26 protein-coding genes are annotated in these 25,238 nt (G+C 42.0%); 18 read left to right on the top strand and 8 right to left on the bottom strand.

Going from position 1 to position 25,238, the window contains the following annotated elements; all coding sequences use genetic code 11:
* Window positions 1-193 precede the first annotated feature (193 nt).
* The 3 genes from A7D14_RS11175 to A7D14_RS11185 are packed head-to-tail and all read left to right on the top strand — an operon-like array spanning window position 194 to window position 1,381.
* Entirely contained in the window at window positions 194-694 is a 501-nt protein-coding gene (locus A7D14_RS11175) for a hypothetical protein (protein ID WP_067034345.1), read from the top strand.
* A 10-nt stretch (window positions 695-704) separates the two neighbouring features.
* Window positions 705-953 (top strand): hypothetical protein, encoded by a 249-nt coding sequence (locus A7D14_RS11180; protein ID WP_067034348.1) that lies wholly within the window; start codon window positions 705-707, stop codon window positions 951-953.
* Window positions 953-1,381 carry a protein-export chaperone SecB gene (locus A7D14_RS11185; protein WP_067034351.1) on the top strand — a complete coding sequence of 143 codons (429 nt, stop codon included), beginning with the start codon at window positions 953-955 and terminating at the stop codon, window positions 1,379-1,381. Before A7D14_RS11180 ends, A7D14_RS11185 begins: the two co-directional genes overlap by 1 nt.
* A gap of 121 nt (window positions 1,382-1,502) precedes the next feature.
* Here the strand turns inward: A7D14_RS11185 and A7D14_RS11190 are convergent, their stop codons facing one another.
* Entirely contained in the window at window positions 1,503-2,288 is a 786-nt protein-coding gene (locus A7D14_RS11190) for a hypothetical protein (RefSeq protein WP_067034354.1), read from the bottom strand.
* Between the two features lie 91 nt (window positions 2,289-2,379).
* Window positions 2,380-2,661: a helix-turn-helix domain-containing protein gene (locus A7D14_RS11195; protein ID WP_255307443.1), complete on the bottom strand. Its 282-nt coding sequence runs from the start codon at window positions 2,659-2,661 to the stop codon at window positions 2,380-2,382.
* Between the two features lie 59 nt (window positions 2,662-2,720).
* Here A7D14_RS11195 and A7D14_RS11200 point away from each other — a divergent pair, with 59 nt between their 5' ends.
* The gene (locus tag A7D14_RS11200; RefSeq protein ID WP_067034358.1) at window positions 2,721-3,167 is read left to right on the top strand and encodes a hypothetical protein; all 447 of its coding nucleotides are present in this window, start codon (window positions 2,721-2,723) and stop codon (window positions 3,165-3,167) included.
* An 11-nt stretch (window positions 3,168-3,178) separates the two neighbouring features.
* Here A7D14_RS11200 and A7D14_RS11205 read toward each other — a convergent pair whose 3' ends face one another.
* The gene (locus tag A7D14_RS11205; RefSeq protein ID WP_067034361.1) at window positions 3,179-6,517 is read right to left on the bottom strand and encodes a VCBS repeat-containing protein; all 3,339 of its coding nucleotides are present in this window, start codon (window positions 6,515-6,517) and stop codon (window positions 3,179-3,181) included.
* 148 nt (window positions 6,518-6,665) lie between these two features.
* On the bottom strand, window positions 6,666-7,703 hold the full coding sequence (locus A7D14_RS11210) for a helix-turn-helix domain-containing protein (protein WP_067034364.1): 1,038 nt from the start codon (window positions 7,701-7,703) through the stop codon (window positions 6,666-6,668).
* Window positions 7,704-7,982: 279 nt separating this feature from the next.
* Between A7D14_RS11210 and A7D14_RS11215 the strand changes: the two genes are divergently transcribed.
* The 6 genes from A7D14_RS11215 (at window position 7,983) to A7D14_RS11240 (ending at window position 12,043) form a co-directional block, all read left to right on the top strand.
* Window positions 7,983-8,672, top strand: coding sequence for an SOS response-associated peptidase (locus A7D14_RS11215; protein WP_067034367.1), 690 nt, complete (start codon window positions 7,983-7,985; stop codon window positions 8,670-8,672).
* A 175-nt stretch (window positions 8,673-8,847) separates the two neighbouring features.
* Window positions 8,848-9,009 carry a DUF1328 family protein gene (locus tag A7D14_RS11220; RefSeq protein WP_067034370.1) on the top strand — a complete coding sequence of 54 codons (162 nt, stop codon included), beginning with the start codon at window positions 8,848-8,850 and terminating at the stop codon, window positions 9,007-9,009.
* Window positions 9,010-9,046: 37 nt separating this feature from the next.
* Window positions 9,047-9,250 (top strand): hypothetical protein, encoded by a 204-nt coding sequence (locus A7D14_RS11225; RefSeq protein WP_067034373.1) that lies wholly within the window; start codon window positions 9,047-9,049, stop codon window positions 9,248-9,250.
* Window positions 9,251-9,376: 126 nt separating this feature from the next.
* Window positions 9,377-10,798, top strand: coding sequence for a cardiolipin synthase (cls, locus tag A7D14_RS11230; RefSeq protein ID WP_067034376.1), 1,422 nt, complete (start codon window positions 9,377-9,379; stop codon window positions 10,796-10,798).
* 92 nt (window positions 10,799-10,890) lie between these two features.
* Complete coding sequence (locus A7D14_RS11235) at window positions 10,891-11,355, top strand: hypothetical protein (protein WP_067034412.1); 465 nt, start codon at window positions 10,891-10,893, stop codon at window positions 11,353-11,355.
* A 61-nt stretch (window positions 11,356-11,416) separates the two neighbouring features.
* Window positions 11,417-12,043: a hypothetical protein gene (locus tag A7D14_RS11240; RefSeq protein WP_083158073.1), complete on the top strand. Its 627-nt coding sequence runs from the start codon at window positions 11,417-11,419 to the stop codon at window positions 12,041-12,043.
* Window positions 12,044-12,046: 3 nt separating this feature from the next.
* Here the strand turns inward: A7D14_RS11240 and A7D14_RS11245 are convergent, their stop codons facing one another.
* Window positions 12,047-13,573: a GH3 auxin-responsive promoter family protein gene (locus A7D14_RS11245; RefSeq protein WP_067034379.1), complete on the bottom strand. Its 1,527-nt coding sequence runs from the start codon at window positions 13,571-13,573 to the stop codon at window positions 12,047-12,049.
* 250 nt (window positions 13,574-13,823) lie between these two features.
* Here A7D14_RS11245 and A7D14_RS11250 point away from each other — a divergent pair, with 250 nt between their 5' ends.
* Window positions 13,824-14,051, top strand: coding sequence for a hypothetical protein (locus A7D14_RS11250; RefSeq protein WP_067034382.1), 228 nt, complete (start codon window positions 13,824-13,826; stop codon window positions 14,049-14,051).
* Window positions 14,052-14,771: 720 nt separating this feature from the next.
* Here the strand turns inward: A7D14_RS11250 and A7D14_RS11255 are convergent.
* Window positions 14,772-16,319 (bottom strand): glycoside hydrolase family 32 protein, encoded by a 1,548-nt coding sequence (locus A7D14_RS11255; RefSeq protein WP_067034418.1) that lies wholly within the window; start codon window positions 16,317-16,319, stop codon window positions 14,772-14,774.
* An 83-nt stretch (window positions 16,320-16,402) separates the two neighbouring features.
* On the opposite strand from A7D14_RS11255, the gene A7D14_RS11260 reads away from it, so the two are divergent.
* The 7 genes from A7D14_RS11260 (at window position 16,403) to A7D14_RS11290 (ending at window position 23,108) form a co-directional block, all read left to right on the top strand.
* A complete protein-coding gene (locus tag A7D14_RS11260) occupies window positions 16,403-16,921 on the top strand; it encodes a rhodanese-like domain-containing protein (protein ID WP_067034385.1) in 519 nt (172 codons plus the stop codon).
* 134 nt (window positions 16,922-17,055) lie between these two features.
* On the top strand, window positions 17,056-19,092 hold the full coding sequence (locus A7D14_RS11265; protein ID WP_176712411.1) for a response regulator: 2,037 nt from the start codon (window positions 17,056-17,058) through the stop codon (window positions 19,090-19,092).
* 164 nt (window positions 19,093-19,256) lie between these two features.
* On the top strand, window positions 19,257-19,871 hold the full coding sequence (locus tag A7D14_RS11270) for a TIGR04282 family arsenosugar biosynthesis glycosyltransferase (protein ID WP_067034421.1): 615 nt from the start codon (window positions 19,257-19,259) through the stop codon (window positions 19,869-19,871).
* Window positions 19,868-20,683, top strand: a complete 816-nt coding sequence (locus A7D14_RS11275; protein ID WP_067034391.1) for a purine-nucleoside phosphorylase — start codon at window positions 19,868-19,870, stop codon at window positions 20,681-20,683. The genes A7D14_RS11270 and A7D14_RS11275 overlap by 4 nt, the downstream gene beginning before the upstream one ends.
* Window positions 20,680-21,645: an arsenosugar biosynthesis arsenite methyltransferase ArsM gene (gene arsM, locus A7D14_RS11280; protein WP_067034394.1), complete on the top strand. Its 966-nt coding sequence runs from the start codon at window positions 20,680-20,682 to the stop codon at window positions 21,643-21,645. The genes A7D14_RS11275 and arsM overlap by 4 nt, the downstream gene beginning before the upstream one ends.
* A 22-nt stretch (window positions 21,646-21,667) precedes the next feature.
* The gene (locus tag A7D14_RS11285; protein WP_067034399.1) at window positions 21,668-22,414 is read left to right on the top strand and encodes a DUF547 domain-containing protein; all 747 of its coding nucleotides are present in this window, start codon (window positions 21,668-21,670) and stop codon (window positions 22,412-22,414) included.
* Entirely contained in the window at window positions 22,404-23,108 is a 705-nt protein-coding gene (locus tag A7D14_RS11290; protein WP_067034403.1) for a TIGR04283 family arsenosugar biosynthesis glycosyltransferase, read from the top strand. Before A7D14_RS11285 ends, A7D14_RS11290 begins: the two co-directional genes overlap by 11 nt.
* A 4-nt stretch (window positions 23,109-23,112) precedes the next feature.
* Here A7D14_RS11290 and A7D14_RS11295 read toward each other — a convergent pair whose 3' ends face one another.
* On the bottom strand, window positions 23,113-24,051 hold the full coding sequence (locus A7D14_RS11295; RefSeq protein ID WP_067034406.1) for an N-acetylmuramoyl-L-alanine amidase: 939 nt from the start codon (window positions 24,049-24,051) through the stop codon (window positions 23,113-23,115).
* A 103-nt stretch (window positions 24,052-24,154) separates the two neighbouring features.
* Window positions 24,155-25,168 (bottom strand): glycoside hydrolase family 113, encoded by a 1,014-nt coding sequence (locus A7D14_RS11300; RefSeq protein ID WP_067034409.1) that lies wholly within the window; start codon window positions 25,166-25,168, stop codon window positions 24,155-24,157.
* Between the last annotated feature and the right edge of the window lie 70 nt (window positions 25,169-25,238).

Consider the following 25,238-nt stretch of genomic DNA (forward strand, 5'->3'; position numbering starts at 1 on the left):
ATATTAATTTTATTGATATTAGCATGGAGGTCCCACAAAACACCCGGCAAATTTGCCGGGTTTTTTTGTTTAGGGCCTTTCATAACCATTTTTCCTTGAAAAACTAGCCCAAATCACGATTCTAAGTCAATTTCACTGTAAGATTTTATTCACATTTACTACTAATTTCATATAATTGCGTGAAAATGATTGAATGGGAAGAACCGGTTATCATACGCAGGAACATCGTATTAAAGAGCTTGAAGAACCAATAATTTGCAGAAAAGACAATGCTTGGCTTGGTGAAGCTTACTACTTTTGGTTAGAGGAACTGGATGCTTTATATTGGGGAGAAAATGCCAAAAGAAGAACCGGCAAGTTCGGAGTGTACATTGGCGATATAGATTGCGAGAATGTTTTGGATACAGTCTTCAATGAAGAACAATATGAATTTTGGGTGAAAAACGTTGAAAAAGCAGCTAAGCAACTGTTGAAAAAAACAGGATCTAAACCAACTTTAAAAGAAATAAATGATTTGTTTAAGGACAAAGGAATTTGGGATGATATAGATGGAATTCTATTTCAAGACTTATCACAAAATCCAATTCATTTTTTGGTCGAAAAATTTCAATATAAGAAGCGAATACAATTAGCGTTATACAATAAAAGTAAATTGAGTAACTTTGCACTCCATTATGTGGGAGATTGCAATTAATCTTTAGTCCATGTTAGACTTAAATGCGTTACAAGCAAAAATCGATAATCTTTGGGAAACTGAAACCTCAGATTCATTGAGTAATTGGCTTTTTCAAAAAAGGTTGTCCGACATTAACACCATCATTGGTGATGGTGAGTTTGTCAGCATACCAACCAAGAATGCTCAAGCTACTTTCGAAGTTGAACCCATTCAACAAAGGTTTGATTCGGAGGATACCGACTTTGATCCAATCCCACCGCATAGACAGGCCGCATAATGGAAGTCAAAACCCAACCAAAATTACGGTTTCAGGGCGTCTCCTTTACGAATGTTCACTTCGATGCATTTAGTCTGTATGATGGAAAAAAAACAATAAACGTTAGTACCGTTCCAAAGGTTTTTTATCCAAAAAATGATGAGCTCATGTTCAGAATAATAATGGAAGTGAGACTTACATGTGAAGGTAGTTTCAACTTAATCCTGAATGCCGTTGGAGAATTCTATTTTGATCATGGTGTTACCGATGAAAAACTAAAAAAAAGCTTTGTCAACGTAAATGCACCGGCTATAATGTTCCCTTATGTTCGTTCATTTGTGTCCACTTTGACTAGTAATTTAGGGGGAGTACTAACTTCATTGGTAATACCAACCCAATTTTTCCATGGTGAATTAGAAGAAGTAGCTCACAAAGAAGAAGAAAAATAAAAGGATTCTCTATACCAAGTTATCACAAGATACAATCTTGCGTGAGTGGGGGAATTTAGTTTAGGGGAAGGAGGGAGCAATGAATTATAGCAATTGTTGGCAGCTGGTAATTTGCAGTTTACTAGGGTAGTTGGCTTAAAGGAGAAAATTGAAAATGGTAATAGTCTTCTCCGTCAGATAACATTAGGAAAGATAATGGTTCGTGAGCTAAATCGACATCTAAACTATTTTCTTTAAAAAAGTCTCGATATATTACCAGCTGTTCATATGATCCCCATACAACAGGAATGATATGTATGTTGTAATCAGGCTGTAGATTCATTTTTTTTGAATCAATTTTATCACTAATACGCCTCTCAAAAAAGCCTTTGATTTTATCGAAATCATTTTCTACTTTTTGTTCATTAATGTGAATATTTAGGACCTCTAAGAGAATTCTCATATTTGGTTCCAATATCTCCAAATCAAAATCTATGGTTTTTTTGTTTGGTAATTTGAATTCATGTTTGTGGAGATTAAAATTACCAGTCTTTTTCAACTGATTTAAAACGGCTAATTCACCAACAAAGTTGAGATATCTTTTGTCAAATGTGAGCAGGAGATTTTTTACCGCTGAAACAACGTGAGTTTTCTCTTGCTCAGACAAGTTTTCACTTAATTCAGTGAATAATGAATTGAAATACTTTAACAACCCAACATGTTCCCTTTTGCCAGATTTTACCGAGATTATAATATCATAAATAGAAGCCTCAATTGTAATGTATTCTCGGTCGCCTTTATCCCTAAATCTTTTTTCTATTTCACTTTCAAACTTACATTCTATTTTTGCCCATGGGAAGTTCTCGTGGTCAATCATATCTACCATTCGAGGTAAAAATGCATTTAGGTTCCTTTTTAAAATGGTCATTTCATTACTTGCTGTCTACTTGTTTATAGGCATGAAAAATATATCTATACACTCCCAAATTAAGAATAAATACTCTGATAATCAGCCTGATTTATTTTCCAAACTCAAAAAGTTCTTCTATGCCTACTTCAAGTGCTTTGGCAATTTTTTGGAGTTGAAGAAGATTGGCTGCCCGCTCACCGCGCTCTATTCTGCCAATCATGTTTCCATGAACTTTAGCCTCATATACTAAATCAGCTTGTGTCATCCCTTTTTCTTTACGCAAGTGCCGTATCTGCGCACCAAATTTCATTAGGAATTGTTCTTCTTCTTTTGTCAAATCTTTCTGCATAGCAGCAAATTGCCCATTCCTAAAACCGAATAAAAACACCATATGGTGTTATTTTGGATTATTTTGTTTACTTTACATCCATCAAAATCCAACAATCTACTATGCCACCACGTCCCATTTCATCCACATTTACCAACCACCTCCACCAAAGCTCCCCTGCCCCCTTGCAGATCACTTTTGCCATGCTTGCCATCCGCAACCACCAAAACGGGCAGTTCCTTAACCGAGTGCAACGGCCCCAGAGCCGTATCATCCTTCAAAAATTGCCACAACAGGGTCTAGCGGAGCTAACGGTGCTGGACAATCTGGTGTTTTGCTTCTCCTTTCAGTTTCATATACCCAATGCTGGGGAATTCCACGATGGCGAAATGCTTGCTTTGCCCCGCCCGTTGGACCAAGGCGGGCTGTTCGTGGATAACGAAAAACTGCGGCTCTCTTTTCGGATAGACGCCCCGGACCCCACCCTTCGGGTGGAGGTGACCCATGTGTACCAAAATATCCTCAAATTGGAACACCATTGCACGCCACTTTGTGGGCAAGCCCATTAAATGTTACGATACTATTCAAAAACCAATAAAGAATCCCGGTTTTGGGTCACCACATATACGCTTTTGCCCTCTTTGGTCTTGATTTGCCCCATGGCCTTGGCATCGCCACTGGCATTGAACCCACTTTTATGGGTGGGCATTGCCGTAAAATTCCCTTTTCCATCGCCTTGCAGCAGCAACCCGTTCAGCGCATCCAAACGTCCGATAAAGGTTTCGTTCCCATAATCATTGCCAATCAACAGCACATCCAGATGGCTGTCTTGGTCCACATCGGTGATCAGAATATCATTGACGGGCGCCAGTTGGGCTTCACTGGGGAGTGGATGGAGCTTGAATTTACCATTTCCCAAATTTTCAATATAACTGCTCTTATCCTGATTTCCAATTAGTTTTAGGGCACCTTCCCGCTCGGCTTCGGTAAAAATATCGTCTTGGGTGGCCATTGCGTATTCTTTGTAAAAGTTAAACTTACCACGGAAAATGGGGCTTTGTTGGAACAGATCGCCCCAAAAATTAACGGGAAAGGATTCCAATTCGCCCTCATTGTTCTTGAAATAGGCAAAAACAATGGGGTCCATGCTGCCATTTCCATCAAAATCCTTTGCCAAAACGGTCACGGGATATACCTTGCTGGGTTTGTAGAAATTATTCGCCCCAATGTTTCCCACTATGAAATCGGTATCGCCATCGCCATCAAAATCGGCCCCGGCAATGCTTTCCCACCAGCCCAATTCGTCTTCCAATCCAGTTTCAAGAAGGGGTGTAAAGCTGTTCATGTTATTTTTAAAAATGGTAATGGGCATATATTCGCCAACCACAATCAAATCCATTCGGCCATCCAAATCCACATCGTTCCAAAAAGCATCGGTCACCATGCCTACTTTTGACAGCCCGGGGGCCCATTGTTCGGTGACATCCACCAATTTTCCCTTTTCATTTTTCAACAAAAAGCTTTTATCGGGATAGGGATAGGTTCCCATTGGTGTTCTTCCTCCCACAAAAAGGTCGGTGTAGCCATCTCCGTCAAAATCCGCAGACACCACTGCGGAGCCACTGGCATTGACCTCGGGCAAAAGTTCTGGTGCCAAGGTAAAATTTCCTTTGCCATCATTCACAAAGAGCCTATCGGTATGTTTGTTGCCCACGGGCATAAATTCGTTGCTTCCGGAAACCATGTACAGGTCCAAATCCCCGTCATTTTCCAAATCGAAAAGCGCCATGCCTTCCTCTTCGTAGGCCCAATCTTGCGCTTCACTGAAAAGTTTCCTTTGCTCAAAACTGCCATCGGATTTTTGAAAAAATACCATTGGCGAGTAGCCTGTTGAACTTCCTATCACAAAATCTTCCATGCCATTGCCATCGATGTCCCCCACGGCAAGACAGGGACCGTTTTGCGTAAGTTTATGCGGAAGGGTGCGCTGCAAATTGTAGTCGATCACATCTTGCTCTTGATGAACAAAATCAAGTCCATCCGTATCTGTTTTCTTGGTGAGCAGGGTCTGCGTTTTTGGTGGTGAAAATGGGAATTTTGGACGTTCTCCCCCCAAAACTTTGGCGTTTTCATAGTCAATGGTGTGCACTTTGTCCACTGCCACATTTGACAGCTTTTCCATCTTTCCATCGGGCCAAAGCACCTCAACCGATTTAACTTTATCATGACTTCCCAAACCGAAATGCAGCACAGGCTCCACCGAAGACATGTATCCCCGTGTCACATAATTTTCTGCATATTGAATGCCATCATCGGGAAACCTCACCACTATTTTGGCACCAATTCCCAAGGGATTTTCCACAGGGCCCTGCAATTGAATCCTGAGAAAATGGTTGCCCTCCCCGGAATCCAGGGTGTTTTCAAAAACAAAGGCTTCATCGTTGATGTTGCTTACTACGTAATCCAAATCACCATCACCATCCAAATCGGCATACACAGCACCATTGGAAAACGAGGGAATACTGAGCCCCCATTTTTCCCCCACATCCTCAAAGGTAAGGTCACCATTATTTCGGTAGGCGTAGTTTGCGATCTTCACCACGGGAATGGAATCCAAAATTTGGGAAGGGGTGGTAAAAGGCCCTACGTTAAGCCGAAAGTCGCCAAAATCCCGATCGGTAATATCTCGGGGAAACCCATTGGTGACCAGCAAATCCCGATTTCCATCGTTGTCCAAATCCACCACCAAGGGCGACCAGCTCCAATCTGTTTTGTAGATTCCGGCCATGAGACCGATTTCGCTGTACGGCGCATCGGGACCGTTGCCCAAGTGCAACATGTTCCGGATGTATTGGTACTCATAGTCCCAACGTTTGTTGAGCACATAATAAATGTAATTGTGCTCGCCAATGGTGGTCTTCATTCGTAGATTGCTGTCCCCGAGCATATCCAAAGTGAAAATGTCGAGAAATCCATCATTGTTGAAGTCTGATATATCCGACCCCATGGAAAACCGACTCTGATGCTTTACATGCTGTTCAATGTCATTGCGAAAGGTGCCATCTTTTTGGTTGATATAGAGAATGTCGTTGGTCATGTAATCATTGCTGATGTACACATCGGGCCATCCATCCATATTGACATCACTCACCGCCACACCCAATCCGAAACCTTCTATGGTGATGCCCGCCTCCATGGTAACATCGGAGAAAGAGCCATCGCCATTGTTCCGATAGAACCGGTCATTGCTCAAGGCACTGCCGTCCATCACCCGGGGGCGGTAGTTGGTCGGGATTGCATTTCCCATGTCATCTATGATGACGTTATTGAGAATGTAGAGATCCAAATCCCCATCCAGATCATAATCAAAAAAGGTGGCTGCGGTACAATTTCCCGTGTCCGCTATCCCGTATTCCCCTGCCATTTCCTTAAAAGTGGGCACACCTTTGTCATTTATCCCTTGATTGACAAAAAGCATATTCTCCCTTTGCTTTTCACTCGGTTTAACCGATGCACAAACATAAAGGTCGAGCAGGCCATCATTGTTGATATCCACAATTACGGCTCCTGTGCTCCATTTTTCAGTGGCTTCCACGCCAGCTTCGGCTGAAACATCATTGAATTTGAAATTCCCTTGGTTGAGGTATAATTTGTTGCCCACTTTGGAACCGGAAAAAAACACATCGGGTTTCCCATCTGAATTGAAATCGCCCACGGCCACCCCGGCCCCATTGTAAATAAGTTCTTCGGTGAGGATGTTAAACGTTTCGGTCTCTTCAATAAAATTGTTAAAGGTGATTCCGGTTTCGGATGAGGGCTTCAACACAAACAGGGTTTGCTTATCCTCGGTACATGAAGTCATCATGAGAGCGGTCCATGTGGCAGTGGTCACAAAAATTCCAAAAAAACGTAAGCGCATGGTTGGTGGTTTAGGTTATAAAAGTTCCGTCTCCTATCTATAACAGGGCATTTTTTAAAAAAAGAGTCCCAAAAAATCATTGCTCCCCATTTGATCAAGGTAATGAAGCAAAGGATTTTACCTAAAATTTTTGATGTTCGGTCTTGGTTCAACCCGAGACCTGTGCATCCTTTTTGCTGCTTTTAAACTCACTGGGGCTGATGCCATACTTTTCCTTGAATATTTTGGAGAAATAGCTTCTGCTGGTAAAGCCAATGGAATAGACCACTTCGGAGATGTTCATTTCTGTGGTGTTGATCAAGTCCCGGGCCACTTCCAATCTGGCATGGCGAATGTATTCCGTAACCGTTTTGTTGTAGAGCAATTTAAACCCTTCCTGTAGTTTGGCCTGTGTAAGCCCCGTTTCTGCGGCTATATCTTCCAGGGAGAAATCTTTGGAAATGTTCTTTTCTATCTTTTTCGCATAATTCCGGATAATTTTCATCTCCCGCTTCAACAAAGAGCTTTGCGGACGCTTATTGGCCATTTCTTTGTTGTGCTGCATCATGTGCATGGACAGGATTTGGTAGACCAGCCCTTCAATCTGCATGATACGGATCATGCCCTTGGCCTTTATCTTTTTCAATGCCGACATCTTGTCCGCCATTTTAAGGTTATAGGAACCAAAGTAGGCAAACACTTTTTCATGGTCGGTGTCCAAAAAAACATGGTAGAGTTCTTTGTTCAGGTTCTCCCCTTGGTTGAGCCGTTTTCGCAAAAATGGTTTTCGCTCCACTTGAATGACACTGATGGAGAGTTTCACGTCTTTTGGAAAATAGCCCTGGTTGAACCCGCCGTCCCTACTCGTGATGATCACAGATTGGAATTGCTCCAAAATTTTAAGCTCATTCATGCCCTGATAGCCGAACTTGTGGCCGCAATAGCCTTCCAGACAATAGTAAAAGTTAATGGGGTTATATTGGGAAGCATCCATGATCATGGTCACCTCATCAAAAAAAGTAATCTCATATTCCAACAAACTTACCCCCCAATCAAAAGAGGTAAAGCGAATACTGCCTTCTGCCCTATCATTGGAAACCGTTAATGTATACTGCCCCCACCTTTCAGTGATCTCACCACCAATGGTACCCTTTATCTGTTCCACTGTTCCTGCCGTATCCTTGGCATCCACGTTAATCGTAATCATACAAAAAGCAACTGATCTAGACCGCTACGGCCCTATTTGTAAATAAGCATAATCCGATAAAGATAACCTTTGTCCCGGATTGTTCAATGGCAAAGTAGATTGAATCCGTTATTTGGCATTTTGCATCCAAACCCCAAAAGTGTTTAACCTTTGGGTAGTATATGCCCTACAATTCCCAAAAAAACTGAACAATTTATTTTAAACGCACTACAAATAACTTTTTTTGAGTCAACCAAGTCTTTGTTTTTAGCATTACTTATACCCATATTATTTGATGCTATGATATACAAACTTTCCAATGCGGTAGACCGGGCACAGATTGAAGAGGAGTTTGGAGTACACTTTAAATACCCCCATTTATATACCCCCAGTGCCATTATTGATGGCTTTAAAGAAACCAATGTATGTGTTGTTACCATGCAGGACAAACGCAAGATCTCTTTTGCCATATGGGGTCTGATGCCCCAGGATTTCAAAGAAGATTGGTACATTTTCCAAAACAATGCCAATACCTTGAACGTGCAGCTTCAGGATTTGGAAAAAGTGGAGTGGATGAGGGAATCCTTTGTGAAGCGCAGATGCTTGATCATCGTTTCGGGTTTCTACACCCACCTTCTCAAAAATGGAAAAACATATACCTATTACGTGACCCTTCAAACAGGAAAACCTTTTTATTTGGCCGGGGTATACAATGTGCTGGAAGATGGTTTTCAATGTTGCGCCCTGATCACGGCCAAGACCAACGCTTTTGTCTCCAGTTACCACGACATCAGCAACCAGGCCCCAATCATAATTCCAAAAAGCCATGCAAAATCGTGGCTGACCGATGATTTTGACGACAATACCTTAAAGGAAGTTGTCAATAGCCCCCCAGAAGTTAAGCTCAAGGCCACTCTTATGGCCAAGGAGTTCCTTAAGAATGTTATTCCCAGTGGCTCCATTTTACATCCCGATTTTTTAGGGAAATAGTCCATTTAGGGTCCAAATACGTATATTATTTAAAGCCCAACACCTTGTTTTTACTTGGTTTGTCGCTTATGGGTCAATATAAAACTTGATTGAAGCAAGGATATGACCCAGATTCATGCACTTTTGTAATGTACTGATTAAGAGTTAGTCAGACAGCAACCAAAAACTATAGAATATGTTACGTTGGACAGTCACCTTTATAATTTTGGCCATCATTGCCGGAATATTCGGTTTTGGAGGAATTGCCGCCGGTGCGGCCAGTATAGCCAAAATCCTTTTCTTCATTTTTATTGTGTTATTCATAATATCACTGATCACAGGAAGAAAGCGACTTTAAGGAATTCATACTAATTATTAACTAAAAATAGAGAACAATGAAAAAATCGATAAGTTTATTTATGCTACTGATTGCCTTTGCCGTTGGCACAAGTGTAACCAGTTGCAGGGAAACCAAGGAAAGTAAGGCCGAAGAAGCCGTAGAGGACGTTAAGGAAGGCGTGGAAGAAGTAGGAGAAGACATTGAAGATGCCGCCGATGACGTTGGGGATGAGATTGAAGATGCCACGGATGACCAATAGCCCCTTTGCTTAAGGCTGAAAACAGAAACTCTGGATTGTTGTCCAGAGTTTTTTTATGTACAAAAACGTGGCGTTTTAGATTTTGCGCAGTAGTTTAGAATTCAATTAATTGCTGAACCTCCTGTTTTGAAGACCATACTTATAATTGTCCACACTGTCCTTTCGCTTTGGTCCATTGGTTCTATCATTTACCACGGAAGGCGTCCCTCTAGGTCCATAGGTTGGGTGCTTACCATTATTGTCCTGCCCTTTGTTGGGGTAATACTCTACTATCTTTTTGGTGTAAATCGGCGCAAGTTCAAATTTTTCAACACCAAGGAATTTGAACAACGGAAACGGTTTTCCTACGGAAATGCCCCAACTTCAAACCAATTCAAGGCCAATTTTGATTCGGATATACGCAAAAAGCGATTGAACCTACTCATCAATGCCAATTCCAATACCTCGGCCACCCGTGGCAATGCCATAACGGTGCTGCAAGACGGGGGCGAAACCTTCAACACCCTGTTCAACGCCATGGAGGAGGCCAAAAAGTTCATCCATGTGCAATACTACATTTTGGAACGGGGCAAACTTTTTGAGAGAATGTTGGAGCTGTTCCAAAAGAAAATTTCCGAAGGTGTGGAAGTACGGATCATTTATGATTCCTTTGGAAGCTATACGCTAAGGGGCAGACCTAAAAAACGATTTCAGGAAATCGGGGTTAAAATTCACCCCATAATGCCCATCCGTTTAAAAAACCTGTTGTTCTACCTCAACTTTAGAAACCACCGGAAAATTGTGGTCATCGACAACAAAGTGGCCTTTACGGGTGGGGTAAACATTTCGGATAAATATATCAAGCATAAAGGCGAACTCGGAAAATGGAAGGACACCCACTTAAAACTGGAAGGGCCCATTGTAAACGATCTTCACCAGGTTTTTCTCAAGGATTATTTTTTTGCCAGTAATAAAGAGGAGTTTAGAATAGAGGATTACCTTTTTGAACAGTCAAAAAGTGGGGATGTACATGCCCAAGTGGTGGCCGGGGGCCCAGATTCCAGCCATCCCACCATTATGCAGCAATATATTGGGATGATCAATCAGGCCCAAAAATCCATTTGTATTGCAAACCCTTATTTTCTGCCGGGTGAAGCCTTTTTTCAAACCCTAAAGATCATTGCCCTTGAAGGCGTTGAAATACGGTTGTTGGTGCCCAAAAAATCAGATTCCAATGCAGCCATGTTCGCCATGTTCTCCCAATTTGAGGAACTCTTGGGCGTTGGCATTAAAATTTACCTGCGCGAAGATTTCTCCCATGCCAAAATTCTACTTGTTGATGACGACCTGGTCTCCATTGGCTCCGGTAATTTCGACATTAGAAGTTTTGAACTCAATTATGAAGCCAATATCCTCATCTATGACCAAGGCATCAACCAAGAAATGAAAGCGGAATTCAATGCCCTTTGCGAAAAAGCAGAGCAGCTTTCCTTGGAAGAATTCAAGAACCGGCCCCGATGGAAAAAGTTCATGGAAGGCCTTTCCAAGTTTTTTAAGCCACTTTTATAGCCTTTACCGTAACTTTTTTACGGCAAACATTATTTTTTTTGGGGCAACCCAAAATAGAACACCCCCTAACTTTGCAACAAAACAATGTAATTATGAGAACTATTTTAAGTATTCTTTTTGTACTGGCAACAGTTAGCCTAAGTGCGCAGAGCATTTCCAAAAATGCTTTGGGTATACGTATTGGGGATAATGACGGCTTTGGAGGTGAGATTTCTTATCAGCGATATCTACATGAGAACAATCGGTTGGAATTTGACCTTGGTTGGAGAGATTCAAACAATGTAGATGCCTTTAAATTGGTGGGACTCTACCAGTGGGTAATGCCCATAGATGGTGGGTTTAACTGGTATGTTGGTGCCGGTGCAGGTATTGGTTCCTTTGACGCAGGCAACAACGATGGTGTTTTTGCCCTTGTTGCCGGAGATCTGGGGATAGAATATGATTTTGAAATCCCCCTGCTCATCTCTTTGGATATGAGACCAGAACTTGGGTTTAATGATGATTATTCTGATGATCTGGATCTTGATATTGCCTTAGGGCTCCGATACCAGTTTTAGTAGAAATAGTATAGAAGTAAGAGGGCAAAATTCATTTGCCCTTTTTTAATCCCTTTTCATTTTGAAGAAGATTATCAAGCGTATTGCAATACTGGTATTGTTCCTAATTATTATCGATATTATTTTGTCCAAACCCAAAAAAGTCATTCCAAAAAATATAAAATCCGAGGTTGAAGTAGCTCTGGAGCACTTTCCCGAACTCAAGAACATTCCCATAGAGTTCAAGTTTAAAAAGAACATTGAAAAATCCGTGATGCAGGCCCAACCCACCTTCAAGGGGCTGTTCAAATCCAAAGAAAACAGAAGTTACCGGATATTGATCAGTGAAAAATTCAAAATTACCGGCGAAGAGTATAGCACCACCAGTGTTCCCAAAGACGTGCTTATTGGTTGGATCGGCCACGAACTGGGCCATGTGATGGACTACCAAAACCGAAGCGGCCTTAATCTGGTCGCATTTGGATTCAGGTATGCATTTTTAAAGGAGTATGTGAAAAAAGCCGAGCGCGCCGCCGATTCTTTTGCCGTTTTACGGGGCATGGCGGATTACATCATAAAAACCAAGAGATTCATTTTGGACCACGCTGACATCGACCCACTTTACAAAGAGCGCATCAAAGAATATTATCTTTCACCCGATGAGATCATGGAAATGGTGAAAGAAAAAAAGGAAATGGCCCAAAATTGAATCCTACGAAATCTTTTGGGAGACAAAATCTTCCCATTCGGCAAATTTCTCTTCACCCATAACCCGTTCCATTTTCACCTGCCCACCTTTCTTTTTGTTGGCCCCGCTCCACTCGGCAAAGGCATTCTGGGAGACAAAATGCACTTTTACCCCTTCCAAAGCTTTGCTTCGGGCCACTTTGTAGTTTTTATTGGCACTTTTGAGGTATGCATCCAGCACCTCTGCCGTTTTTTCTGAATCAACCAGACTGTCCGACCCCAAATACCAAGTGTGGTAAAAGCCGTCATCAAAACGTTTCGCGCATAGGGTATATTCCGGAATTTTAATATCGAGTTCTTCTTCCAAATGCTTTACCGCATCGTTCAGTTTGTTCACGGAGAGTTGAGATCCCACGGTGTTCAAAAAGAACTTTGTTCTTCCCGTAATCTTTATTTCGGCCCGTTTTACATCGGTGAATTCAATGGTGTCACCTATGATATACCGCCAAGCTCCGGAAACTGTGGAAATGATCAATACATAATCCTCCCCTTCCTTCACTTGATCTAAGGTGATGGATGGCGCATCATTGGTAAGCGATCCATCTTGATTGACATATTCGGGTTTAAAAGGAACAAACTCAAAATAGACCCCATTATCAGTAATCAATTTCATGGCCGTAGTGTTTGGTCTATCCTGAAAAGCCAAAAATCCCTCCGATGCCAAATACGTATCAATGACCTGTATGGGTTTGCCCAAAAGCGCATTGAAACTTTTCTCGTAAGGGTCAAAGGCCACCCCGCCCGAAGTATAGACCTGTAGATTGGGCCAAATTTCATGAATATGCTCAACATCATTATAATCGATTACTTTTTTGAGCATCAATTCCATCCAGGAGGGGATTCCGCTCAAGGCCCCGATATCCCAATTTTTGGCTTCTTTGGCTATTTTCAATACCCGATTGTCCCAATCGTCAATTTGGGCAATCTCATCACCCGGTTTGTAATATTTTTTGAACCAAAAGGGAATGTTGCTCGCACTTATCCCACTGATTTCACCTTCTTTGCGGCCATTGTGCTGTTCCAAATCGGTGGAGCTGCCCAACATCATGATTTCCTTTTCAAAAAAATCAGATGGCAAATCAAAATTACTGAGCGCATAGATCTGTTTGATCCCCGCACTTTTTATGGACGACAGCATATCCTTGGTCACGGGTATCCGCTTGGATTTCTTTCCCGTAGTCCCGGAACTGAGGGCAAAAAAATCAGGGGTGCCCGGCCAAGTCACGTTCTGTTCGCCTTCGATCACCTTTTTCCACCATTCCTTGGAAATTTTGTTGTAATCGAAATAGGGAACGGATTTAGCAAAGGCCTTCGTTATATCTTCAGATGCCAAAATGGACTCAAAATCAAAGTGTTTTCCAAATTGGGTGTTTTTGGCCTGGGAGAGTAGGTTCTGTAGTTCCTTTTGTTGCTCTTGAACTGGGTTGCTGCCCAAACTCAACGTATCCCTTGCTTCAATAAAACCTTTTATGATGCTCCCTATGATTGCCATTTCAATTCAATATTTTCAGTTTATGATATAAAATTACATCGGTTGGTTTTCCAAGCTTTACTCAATTCATTTTTTGATTGACTGGAATGGAAACCGTTTAAAAATTTAGACTGTCAAAACCCTTAGAAGGTTGTTTTTAACGTGTACATTCTTAATGTTTTCATAAATATGAAAATCGAATCGCTCTATAAGCATAAAGTATGGATCTAACTCTTATATTTAGCCAATTCAGATTAATTTTAAAATAAAAATGACACAAGATCTATTGTCCAAAGCCGAAGAGTTCGAGAACAGGTCACTGAGCCATATGTCTACCAGTGATAGGGTTGAAGCGTCGAGAGAAGCCAAGAAACTTATCCTTTCCATCAACGAAATTTATAAGAAGACCAAAGACTCCAAGCTAATGGAGACCATGAAGAGTCTTACGGAAAAAAAGCGAAAGATTGAAAAGCGCCTCAAAGGAAAGCCCTTGGTTTAAGATTGCGTTTTTTTTAATTTTTTTTTGATTGTCCGTATTTTATCATAAACAAAACTTTCGTCAACCTGAACTTGTTTCAGGTTCTCATCAAATTACTGATTACTAACATGATGAGAGTCCGAAATACCTTGCCTGCCGGCAGGCAGGAATTCGGAATGACGTGCAGAAGAAAATTATTACTGGCAACGGATATCAGTTAATTTTCATCAAATCTTTTCCCCAACACCTCTTGCCCCATAGTTTATACTAGTTTGATTGGCAGACAAAACAGTCTGTGTTTGTCTGTTACCAGCCTGCTTTTCCCTTGTTTGTTTGTAGTATCATAAAACAGTTTTTCCATTTACGAAGCAATTACTACCAATTATATCCTATTTCCTGCAACGAATAAAATTGTGCTTTGTTGACCCATTGTTTTCAGTAATTTCGGTGTGTAGAAATACTCTCAAACAAAAACAAACACTGAAGCAAAATGAACACTGTAGAAACAAAGTTGGGCTACCTTTTTTGGTATTTTGTAATTGCCCTCTCCGTTTACTCCCTCATTAACAGCCTGTACTTGTATATCTCTTAAGCTATATAAACACCACCATCATCAATCAAAAACCCATCAGTTACATAAGTCTCTCAAGAAAGGCGTCCCTAAAAGGCGTCTTTTTTTATTCCCTTAAAAATCATATTGAACTCAATCCGAAAAACTGACCCAAAACAAGAGCGGTTTTTTCACCAAACAGATTCCATGTGTTTTATGGATTCAAGACGAATTTCCGATTCATCACTTCCATTTTGGACAATTAGGGTATTATAGGGCTCCGTGGGGAAAAGCTGTTCCGTCATAACATATACGCCCTCATTCATGAAAACCTCAATGGAAGACCAATCCAGTAGGATTTTGATCTTATGTGTGCCATCATTCAACATGCCCATGGGCATAAAATGCTTTTTGTTTCCAAATTCTGACTGAAAGTCAACGCTACCAGATTTGGTGCGATCCACTATAAAGGTATTGTTGTTGGCATCCATGGTCAACTCCAACGTTTCATCCAAATCATTTTTAAAAATCAATGTGAAGTTTTTAGAGGCAGTTTCCAACTCAATCTGGGATTGATTCAACCCATCGACCACCAAGGTGTCCGAAGCACCCGAACCCATCTGCACATTTTCTGCCAAAACATGCGATGTCAACACTTCCAATTGTTTTAAGGGATAGTTTGTCAGTACAATATCGTCACCCATTTTTTTGAGAGAGAGTTCCCTCGGTACGGTCATGGCACTTCTCCATTTTTGTGTGGGCGTATTACGTGCATAATCCCAGTTGCTCATCCAACCTATAAAAATCCGCTCATCGTTGGGGGTGTTGTTGTACGTTATCCCTGCATAATTATCTGTACCGTAATCAAGCCATTTGGGTTCTTTTTGATCCGATGTGAATTTCTGTCCATCAAAATCACCAATAAAATATTGGGTGCCGCTTCCTCCATTGGGAGCCCCGGGGTTTATACTGATGATCAACACCCATTTTTCTTCATCCGTACCTTCTACAGGCAACCGAAAAAGATCGGGACACTCCCATACACCCCCATGGGCACCTTGTGTTTTTCCAAAATCGCTCAGGTGTTCCCAATCTTTCAAGTTCTTGGAGGCATAGAACTTGGCATGGTCTCCGGCGACCAAGGTCAAAATCCATTTTTGGGAATCCTTGTGCCAGAAAACCTTTGGGTCTCTAAAATCCTTAATGCCATTATTTCCTATCACCGGGTTTCCTTCATATTTTGTCCAAGTCTCCCCATTGTCCAAACTGTAGGCAATGCCCTGGGTTTGAAAATCTGTTCTACCTGCTTTTTCCCCTTCCATGGAATGATAGGTGAAAATGGCAACCAAAGGAGCCTCTCCATTATTGGAAAAACCAGAGGTGTTGTTTTTATCCACAACCGCACTTCCCGAAAAAATAAGCCCACGTTCATCTGGGTAAAGCGCAATGGGTTTATGCTCCCAGTGTACCATATCCTTGCTCGTGGCATGCCCCCAATGCATGGGTCCCCAGACAATGTCATCAGGATAATATTGGTAAAAAAGATGATAGACCCCTTGATTGTAGACCAATCCATTGGGATCGTTCATCCATTTTTCGGGTGGGGAAAAATGAAATTGGGGCCTATACTGTTCTGTATACGTCGTTTCCTTTGGTTCTTTATTGGGTTTTTCCTTAACTCGGTCCTTGCAACCCATGAGCAGTACCGCCAAAGTAAAAAGAAGGGTGCTGGTTTTCATTTTTTTTATGTTTGCCTGCATAAGATACTCAATATTATCAATCAAAATTTTATTGGCTTATCTTTGGTTTAGACCCATTGCCGATGCGATTACCACTAATTTTCTTTCTCTTTTTGACATTGAGCTTGGCCTCATGTGCACAGCAGTCCATTCCCAAGGTTCTGGAACAACTCAATGACAACACGGTTGACTATATTTCCGTGGAAGATTTACACGAAATACAGGCCCCTCTACTTTTGGATGCACGTGAAAAAAATGAATTTGAGGTTAGCCACTTGCAAAATGCCGTTTGGGTGGGCTATGATGATTTTGACATCAACAAAGTGCTGCAACAATTACCCAACAAAGAAAAGCCCATTGTGGTTTACTGTTCCATTGGGGTCAGATCCGAGGATATTGGCGAGCGATTAAAGAGGGCTGGGTATACCAACGTCAAAAACCTTTTTGGGGGCATCTTTGAATGGAAAAACAAGGGATATCCCGTATACAATACCAATCAACAAGAAACTGAAAAGGTACATGCCTTCAGCAAATATTGGGGGCGTTTTTTAACCAATGCCGAAAAGGTGTACGCCAAAAAGACCCCAAATCCTCCAGAATAATCATCGAATAAAAGCTGCCGTATACAATTTTTTCATAAAATTTGTGTTAAGTCTTTGCAATACTGTTGTTTTTTCCTACAGCGATTCTTGCAGATGAATAATTGATCTCTATCCTGAGAATTGGTATGTCGGTGATGTCTTCAAAAAGAGAGTTGATTCTTCCCATTGTGGTCTTTGTTGTTCTTATGACCACGGTGTCGGTTTTATGGAACAATTCCTTAAAATCACAGAAATCATCATTCGTTCAAGAAATCCATAACACGGGAAATCTACGGGCCCAGGAATTCTTCTCTTCTGTTAAATACAACATCAAATCCCTTGAGAACCTTAAACAGCGCATTCAAATGTCCGATGGATCCTATTTTCAATATTGGGAACAGGATGCCCGCCTTATTTTGGAACAAAATCCATCTTTTAAATTTGTGGAATGGGTGGATAGCCTCATGGTCGTAAGGGTTGTGACCCCTTTGCAAGGAAACGAGGCTGCCATTGGCCTAGATCTTTCCACACACCCCAGGAATACGGAATGGCGGAGACATATGGCGAATGCTTCCACCAATATTTCTTCGTGGACAAACCTATATCAAGGGGGAAATGCTTTTTTGGTTGATGTGCCCGTCTTCTTTAAGGGGAGGTTCCAAGGATCTATCACCGCAGGGATGGATTTCACCAACCCCTTCAATGAACTGGCATCCAGCTTGGAAGTATATGCCATAGAAATACAGGATGAAAACGGTACAATTTTTTACTCCAAGAACAACCCCGACACCAATGCTTTTGCAGATGAATATGTATTCGCCACATCCTTGGAGATAGACCCCCTTGACAAACGGGAATGGACGTTCAAACTGATGCCCTCGGACATGAACTTTATGGTGGAAAGACAAAAGGACACCTATGTCTTATTGATTTTTGGAACCTTGGTGGCCTTGCTTACCAGTTCGCTCATCTACTTTTATCAGTCCTCGCGAAAAAAGAACATCCGCCTGAGCTATGCCAATGACAAACTCAAAGAACTCAACACATCGTTGAAAAAAGAAAGGTTGAAAGCCGAAAAATCCTCCTTGGCCAAAACCGAGTTCATTTCCAATATGAGCCATGAGATACGAACCCCATTGAACGCCATTATCGGTTTTATTGAGGTTCTGAAGCTTTCCAAACTACATGGATCCCTGCAAGAGTATCTCTCACTGATGGACATCTCCTCAAAAAAATTGCTGGTGCTGGTAAACGATATTCTGGAAATAGACAAGATAGAATCTGGAAAGATAAGCTTCAGGGAAGAGGTTTTTTCCCCAGCGGAGGAATTGGAAAACATTATTAGTATTTACAGGCCTTCTGCCCAAGAAAAGGGACTCCATATAAGCCTAAATTCCTCCATTGAAAACCATCATTATGTAAAAGCCGATGTTGGAAAGTACGGCCAGATCATCACCAATATTCTTAGAAATTCACTCAAGTTCACAGAAAATGGAGGGCTACAGGTTTTCTACCGCGAAGAAGTAAGGGAAGAAACGCTTGCAATTGAAATTAATTTCAAGGATTCAGGGATAGGAATTCCAAAAAATAAGCTGAAAACCATTTTTGACAGATTCACCCAGATAGATGCCGGTAAAGCAAAAAGACATGAAGGTAGCGGTCTCGGGCTTTACATTACCCGTAGATTGGTGGAGCTTTTGGGAGGAAAGATCACGGTGGACAGCGAGATGAACGTGGGCACCGAATTCTGCCTAAACCTTGAGTTCCCCATATCCAAAGCAAAACAGGATTCCAGTTTGCCAAGTCCTGAAAAAATAGACCTTAACGGCTGCAATGTTTTAATAGTGGATGACAACAGGGTGAACGTCATTGTTCTTAAAATGAGTCTGGAGAAATTGGGCATCCGGGCCGACTCGGTGTGCAACGGGCTACAGGCCGTGGAAGCCGTGTCCAAAAACGACTACGACCTTGTTTTTATGGACATACACATGCCCAATATGGATGGCTTCCAGGCTACCACGGAAATCAGAAAAATAAACAAAGACATTGCCATTATCGGACTTTCGGCAGATGTCACCAAAGAAGCCATTGATGAGGCCATAAGTGTGGGCATGAACGACTACCTCACCAAACCCATTTCCTTTGACAAGCTTCGCCACCACTTGCCAAACTATCTGGTAAAAATGTCATAGCCCAAAAAAACCAGCACTTTTCACAATCAATTCATGAAGGAACATTTTTGGCGATTTGTTGGCATTCCTGCACCATGAAATGGAAAAAATACAGACCTTTGGGTAAGTATTGGAAGTGATTTTTGACCAATCGAAGAAAGTACCTCCTTCAAAAAACAGACCGTTTGAACAATAGCCTACTTTTGATTCTTACGAGAAACCCGGAACTGGGCAGGTGTAAAACCCGATTGGCTGCCAAGGTTGGCGATGAAGCGGCATTGGACATCTACAAATTCTTGCTGAATCATACCGTTTCATTTACCAAAGACCTCAATGTGGAAAAATGGGTGTACTACTCGGAATCCATTTGGGAAAATGATATTTGGGACCGAAACAACTATCAAAAAAAACTCCAAATTGGGAATGATCTGGGGGAGCGGATGCTGAATGCCTTTCAGGAAGGGTTCAATTCCGGTTTTGAAAAAATCATTATTATTGGCAGCGATATGTACCACCTCTCCCAAGCTGATTTGGAAGAGGCTTTTTTACGGCTGGAAGAGCATGATTATGTAGTGGGTCCGGCCGAAGATGGCGGGTATTATCTGTTGGGCATGAAATCCTTAAAAAAAGAAGTGTTCCAAAACAAATCTTGGGGTACAGACACCGTACTATCAGACACATTGAAGGATTTACAATCTGGAAGTATTTTTATGCTCCCCGAGAGGAATGATGTGGATTATTACGAAGACATTAAAAATATTGAGGCCTTCCAGCCTTTCTTAAAACATATAAAAGAATGACCCAGGCGCAACTTGACGAATCTGTCGATCACCTAAAAAAGAGAGGGTTCGATACACCCGAAATTGGCATTGTCCTCGGTACCGGACTTGGTCAATTGATCAATGATATTGAAGAGCCCATTGAGGCACACTACAACCATATTCCCTATTTTCCATTGGCCACGGTGGAGTTTCATACCGGAAAACTGATCTACGGGACCATTGCAGGCAAAAAAGCAGTGGTCATGCAGGGACGGTTCCATTTATATGAAGGGTACGACTTCCTGGACATTACCTATCCCATTCGGGTGATGCACCAATTGGGCATCCAAAAACTGTTTGTGTCCAATGCCGCAGGGGCCATTAACCTCAACTTTAAGAAAGGGGACATTATGCTCATTGAAGACCATATCAATCTTCAAGGAGGTTCCCCATTGGCCTTTAAAGGTGTATCCGGATTTGGAGACCGCTTTGTGGACATGAGTGAACCTTATGACCTCGATATGCGAAAAAAAATAGAGGCCATTGCCAAAAAAGAAGGGATTTCACTTCAAAAAGGGGTATATGCATCCGTGGTTGGCCCGCAATTGGAGACCAAGGCCGAATACCGCATGCTGAAAATCCTTGGCGCCGATGCCGTTGGAATGAGTACCGTACCCGAAGTAATTGTTGCCAATCATTTACGACTACCCATTGTGGCCGTTTCCGTTTTAACCGATGAATGCGACCCGGATAACCTTGAACCGATAAATATTGAGGAAATCCTGGCCATTGCCAACAGGACCGAGCCCAAAATGATACAATTGTTCAAAGAATTAATCAAACAACTATGAGCTATTTGAATGCCACCCAAGACCTCTACAAAGAGGCTGCCCTTACCCCAGATGTTGGGCTTTGCTGCACCACGAATCCCATTTGGCAATTTCCTGGGCTATCCATTCCCAAGATCATGCAGGAAATGAATTATGGGTGCGGCAGTACAGTCTCGGCTCAAGATTTGGTGAACAACCCAAAAATCCTCTACGTAGGTGTGGGCGGTGGAATGGAGTTGTTGCAATTTTCCTATTTCTCTAGGCAACAAGGTGGTGTCACCGGGGTGGATTCCGTGGATGAGATGTTGGAGGCTTCCCGAAAAAACTTCAAAATTGCCGAAGAAGAAAACGATTGGTTCAAAAGCGAATACGTGAATTTGGTAAAAGGAGATGCACTAAATCTACCCGTTGCCGATGAAAGTATTGATGTCGCGGCCCAAAACTGCCTTTTCAATATCTTTAAAATGGAAGATTTGAAAAAAGCCGTCTCAGAAATGTACCGGGTACTGAAACCCCATGGCCGTTTGGTGATGAGCGATCCCATCTGCGAGCAACCCATGAACGAGGCGCTTCGTAATGATGACCGACTCAGGGCCCAGTGCCTGAGCGGCAGTATTCCACTAAAAGATTACGTAAAAGTTCTGACCGATGCCGGTTTTGGCACCATTGAAATAAGGGGAAGAAGATCCTATCGGGTTTTATCGCCCAACCATTACCCCACAGACGAACTAATTTACATTGAATCCATTGAAATTGCGGCCATAAAAGACCCCATGCCCGAGGATGGGCCCTGTATGTTCACTGGAAAAACAGCCATTTATTACGGTGATGAGGAATATCTTGATGATGGCAAGGGCCATATCATGTACCAGAACCAACCCTTGGCCGTGTGTGATAAAACGGCGGCGGCTTTGGCGAAAGCCTCGGATCAAATCCATGTCAGTGAAAGCACATGGCATTACAACGGTGGTGGTTGTTGCTAAATTTTTTCTAAAATAAAGACACATGAACATTGTCCTATATCTGTTGTTTGGTGTGGTTCTTCTTTCCTGTAACGGCAAGAAGGAAAATACTGGGGAGCCACAACATCAAATTACTACTTCCAAGCCCTCCCACTCGGTTTGGAACATGCTTTTGCAACGTTATGTGGATGAAAATGGAAATGTGAGCTATTCCGGTTTTAAACAGGATGGAGCGCAATTAAGTGCTTATTTAGATCATTTGGCGCAACATCCCCCTTCCCAAACATGGTCCAAGGAAGATGCATTGGCGTATTACATCAACCTGTACAATGCGGCTACCGTAAAGCTGATTGTGGACCACTACCCTGTAGAGAGCATCAAAGACATCCCAAATCGATGGGGCAAAAAATGGATACAGGTGGGAAATTCGACCCTATCATTGGATTATATAGAGCATCAAATACTTCGAGAGATGAACGAGCCCAGAATCCATTTCGCCATCAATTGTGCCTCGTATTCCTGCCCCAAATTGTTGAATGAGGCCTTCACCGCTAAAAAGATGGAACAACTGCTCTCCAAAGTGACCATGGATTTTGTGAACGACCCCACAAAAAATCGCTTTGAAAATGATGAGGCACAACTTTCCAAAATATTCAAATGGTACAAGGGAGATTTTACGAAAGATGTCTCGCTTTTGGAGTACATCAATCCCTATCTGAAAAATCCCGTCAACAAAGATGCCGATATTGATTATTTGGATTATGACTGGAGCTTGAACGATGCCAAATAAGAGTCGTTCCATAAGCATCATCATTCCTGTGCTCAATGAGGAGCATTGCTTGGGAAAGTTGCTCAACCATCTTGAACAGACGGCAACATCTTCCAATAGCATGGAAATTATTTGTGTGGATGGCGGCAGCACGGACAAAACACGGGAAATTGCTTCGCAACACGGGGTTAACGTGGTTCTGTCCGAAAAGGGCCGGGCCAAACAAATGAACTTGGGCGCTGAACAGGCCAAAGGCGACATCCTTTATTTTTTACACGCCGATACATTCCCTCCCAACCATTTTGACCACCTTATTTTGGATGCTGTGAACAATGGTTTTCTGGCTGGTTGCTTTCGAATGCGGTTCGACACCAAAAACCTTTTCCTGCAATTTTTTGCTTGGTTTTCCAGATTCAATCTGCTGCTTTGCAGGGGAGGTGATCAATCCTTATTTGTGGAACGGGACCTCTTCGTAAAAAGTAAAGGGTTCAACGAGGTTTATCAGATTTATGAGGACACTGAATTTATAGGCCGCTTGTACCAGCAAACAAAGTTCAAGGTCTTATCGGGGTATGTGATCACCTCGGCAAGAAAATATCGGGAAATAGGCGCAATGAAACTTCAATTCCATTTTGCCATTATCCATCTAAAAAAGTATTTGGGAGCGGGCCCGGATGAGTTGTATCGATATTATGCAAGATACATTATTCCCTAAAGGTTCAGTCCTCAATCTCTAGATCAACAAAGTCGTTCATAATGCCATTGGTAAGCAGATTGGCCAGCAGTTTTTTGTTGGGACGTACCGAAATCTTTTCTTCGGCAGATTTGGGGGATTCATTTTCAATTGTAAGCAAACTAATTGCCGGAAGGATGTTTCTGGCCAGATATAAACTGATTTTATCTTCAAAAATCATGTTGATGTCATTGGAGGAACGATTGGAAACACTGTTCTTTTTAAAAACGTTTTGAATGTTTGCTGCCAAACGCTGGCCCTCCTCACTCTTGTTGTAATGATAAACCGCCACATTCATATTTCCATTACCTGTAATTTCGTTGGCCCGTATGATCAACACTCTTTGATACTTGCCCGTATTTTGAATGTAACGCTTGTTTATGGCATCAATATAATTTCCCATTTTTTGGGCTTGGGCCACCTCAGTTTCATTCTCTTCCAAAATTTGTGGACTGTCGTTGCCGAGGATATACACCTTCGCACCATGTACCATAAGTTCCGAAGCCAAATTTTGGGCGGTTTCCCCAACAAACCCATTGTCTTGATGAGCGTTGTTTTCCACAATCAAATAATACACCGCATCTTTGAGTTTCTCACTTTTTAGGGACATATTGGCCAATTCTTCGTCGAAAATGGGCTCCTCCGTTCCGTTTTCAGCTACTATTTGCACCCCTGTTTTTTTGAAAGAATCTGCTGCCTTCGGGATTTTATAAGCCACTCCAACCTGCAAAAAACTGCCATCCTTGATTTTTTCTTCATTTAGTTTGATGAATTCCTCATAGTGCTTCACGGGATCTAAGCCTTGCTTTCGAAGAAGGGAAAAGATACCATCGCCATGTTCTGCAATAACGGTATTGGGCACCTCTTGTGCGAAAAACAATGTGCAAGTACATACCCAAAGCAAGAGGGTTGGAAAAAATTTCATAAGGTTCAGTTTATTAGTGGGAGGTGCAGTACAAATATGGCAAAAATCGCCTATCCTAAAACTTGGCAGGGCCAAAAAGTTTTAACAATCGGTATTGATAACCTTAAAGTTTTGATTTCTTAACTTGGGCGTAGTGCTCCCGTATCACAGATTCTGCTGGTTTATTTTGCGGGGTAAACCTATTGTCGGCATATCCTCCGGCCCTATCATGATGAATGAACCACTTCCATACAAAGCCGCCTGCAAACCAATCCTCACCCCAAAACTCATCAAAAATTACTTGGGTGGCATCTGCTTGTGCCTTTAAATTGACACTTTCTTGGTTTCGGTCCACCAACCATGGTTTTTTTCCAGTGTAATCCATGCTTCTGTACCCAAATTCGGTAAACAGCATGGGTTTTTTATGTTCTTTGGAAAGCGCTTTCAATTTAGCTTTCCACGGTTGCCATCCCGCGGTTAAGGTCTCCACAGTGGGTGTTTGCTTTTCGCACAAAGGGAAATAGGCGTTCACGCCAATAAAATCCAATTGGTCCCAAAAAGGGGTCCGGGCATATTCATCCCAATTGGCGGCATAGGTCAGCTTTCCGTGATAGACCTCCCTCACTTTTCCAATAAGTTCATTCCAAAATTCAGGTCGGTGCTTTATAAACTCATCCAATTCCGTACCAATGCAATACACGCTGCTTTGGGTCTCTTCAGCCAATTTTGCATAGGTAAGAATAAAGTCTGCATACGATTTTTCCAAAGTTTTCCAATCTGCTTCGGATGACATCGCCATATCTCCTGTAAACGAACCGCGCCGAATCCAAATTTGGGGCTTCAGCATTACCTGCACCCCATTTTTGTGCAAAAGGTCAATGTATTGTTTGGCTCCACCACGGGTTTCTCCATACCATTGGTGATCCGAGTTAAAAACAAGCTCAGGGGAGTTGGCTTCCCGCATAAAACCAAAAGGCATCACAGCAGCATAATTGGCGTGTATTTTCAGCAAGGGGTCCACGTGTTCTTGGACCACTTCCTCACGGGAGCCCACAAAGCTGACACCATTGATTTTCTCAAGATTTTGACCGCTGCACGAAATCAAAATCAAACACCAGAAAAAACTGACTAATTTCATATCCCAAAATCCATGACCCTAAAAATAATTCATTATAGTTTAGGTCATTACAAAAAATAGCATCTGTCTT

The sequence above is a fragment of the Allomuricauda sp. CP2A genome (assembly GCF_001683915.1).
Lineage (GTDB): Bacteria > Bacteroidota > Bacteroidia > Flavobacteriales > Flavobacteriaceae > Flagellimonas.

Excerpts from the sequence above, each read along its gene's own strand:
- A7D14_RS11210 (WP_067034364.1), bottom strand. The coding sequence starts at position 7,703 with ATGATTACGATTAACGTGGATGCCAAGGATACGGCAGGAACAGTGGAA.
- A7D14_RS11185 (WP_067034351.1), top strand. The coding sequence starts at position 953 with ATGGAAGTCAAAACCCAACCAAAATTACGGTTTCAGGGCGTCTCCTTT.
- A7D14_RS11220 (WP_067034370.1), top strand. The coding sequence starts at position 8,848 with ATGTTACGTTGGACAGTCACCTTTATAATTTTGGCCATCATTGCCGGA.
- A7D14_RS11205 (WP_067034361.1), bottom strand. The coding sequence starts at position 6,517 with ATGCGCTTACGTTTTTTTGGAATTTTTGTGACCACTGCCACATGGACC.
- A7D14_RS11260 (WP_067034385.1), top strand. The coding sequence starts at position 16,403 with ATGCGATTACCACTAATTTTCTTTCTCTTTTTGACATTGAGCTTGGCC.
- A7D14_RS11180 (WP_067034348.1), top strand. The coding sequence starts at position 705 with ATGTTAGACTTAAATGCGTTACAAGCAAAAATCGATAATCTTTGGGAA.
- A7D14_RS11265 (WP_176712411.1), top strand. The coding sequence starts at position 17,056 with ATGTCTTCAAAAAGAGAGTTGATTCTTCCCATTGTGGTCTTTGTTGTT.
- arsM (WP_067034394.1), top strand. The coding sequence starts at position 20,680 with ATGAGCTATTTGAATGCCACCCAAGACCTCTACAAAGAGGCTGCCCTT.
- A7D14_RS11195 (WP_255307443.1), bottom strand. The coding sequence starts at position 2,661 with ATGGTGTTTTTATTCGGTTTTAGGAATGGGCAATTTGCTGCTATGCAG.
- A7D14_RS11225 (WP_067034373.1), top strand. The coding sequence starts at position 9,047 with ATGAAAAAATCGATAAGTTTATTTATGCTACTGATTGCCTTTGCCGTT.
- A7D14_RS11290 (WP_067034403.1), top strand. The coding sequence starts at position 22,404 with ATGCCAAATAAGAGTCGTTCCATAAGCATCATCATTCCTGTGCTCAAT.
- A7D14_RS11295 (WP_067034406.1), bottom strand. The coding sequence starts at position 24,051 with ATGAAATTTTTTCCAACCCTCTTGCTTTGGGTATGTACTTGCACATTG.
- A7D14_RS11215 (WP_067034367.1), top strand. The coding sequence starts at position 7,983 with ATGATATACAAACTTTCCAATGCGGTAGACCGGGCACAGATTGAAGAG.
- A7D14_RS11235 (WP_067034412.1), top strand. The coding sequence starts at position 10,891 with ATGAGAACTATTTTAAGTATTCTTTTTGTACTGGCAACAGTTAGCCTA.
- A7D14_RS11190 (WP_067034354.1), bottom strand. The coding sequence starts at position 2,288 with ATGACCATTTTAAAAAGGAACCTAAATGCATTTTTACCTCGAATGGTA.
- A7D14_RS11275 (WP_067034391.1), top strand. The coding sequence starts at position 19,868 with ATGACCCAGGCGCAACTTGACGAATCTGTCGATCACCTAAAAAAGAGA.
- A7D14_RS11250 (WP_067034382.1), top strand. The coding sequence starts at position 13,824 with ATGACACAAGATCTATTGTCCAAAGCCGAAGAGTTCGAGAACAGGTCA.
- A7D14_RS11200 (WP_067034358.1), top strand. The coding sequence starts at position 2,721 with ATGCCACCACGTCCCATTTCATCCACATTTACCAACCACCTCCACCAA.
- A7D14_RS11300 (WP_067034409.1), bottom strand. The coding sequence starts at position 25,168 with ATGAAATTAGTCAGTTTTTTCTGGTGTTTGATTTTGATTTCGTGCAGC.
- A7D14_RS11175 (WP_067034345.1), top strand. The coding sequence starts at position 194 with ATGGGAAGAACCGGTTATCATACGCAGGAACATCGTATTAAAGAGCTT.
- A7D14_RS11255 (WP_067034418.1), bottom strand. The coding sequence starts at position 16,319 with ATGAAAACCAGCACCCTTCTTTTTACTTTGGCGGTACTGCTCATGGGT.
- A7D14_RS11245 (WP_067034379.1), bottom strand. The coding sequence starts at position 13,573 with ATGGCAATCATAGGGAGCATCATAAAAGGTTTTATTGAAGCAAGGGAT.
- A7D14_RS11285 (WP_067034399.1), top strand. The coding sequence starts at position 21,668 with ATGAACATTGTCCTATATCTGTTGTTTGGTGTGGTTCTTCTTTCCTGT.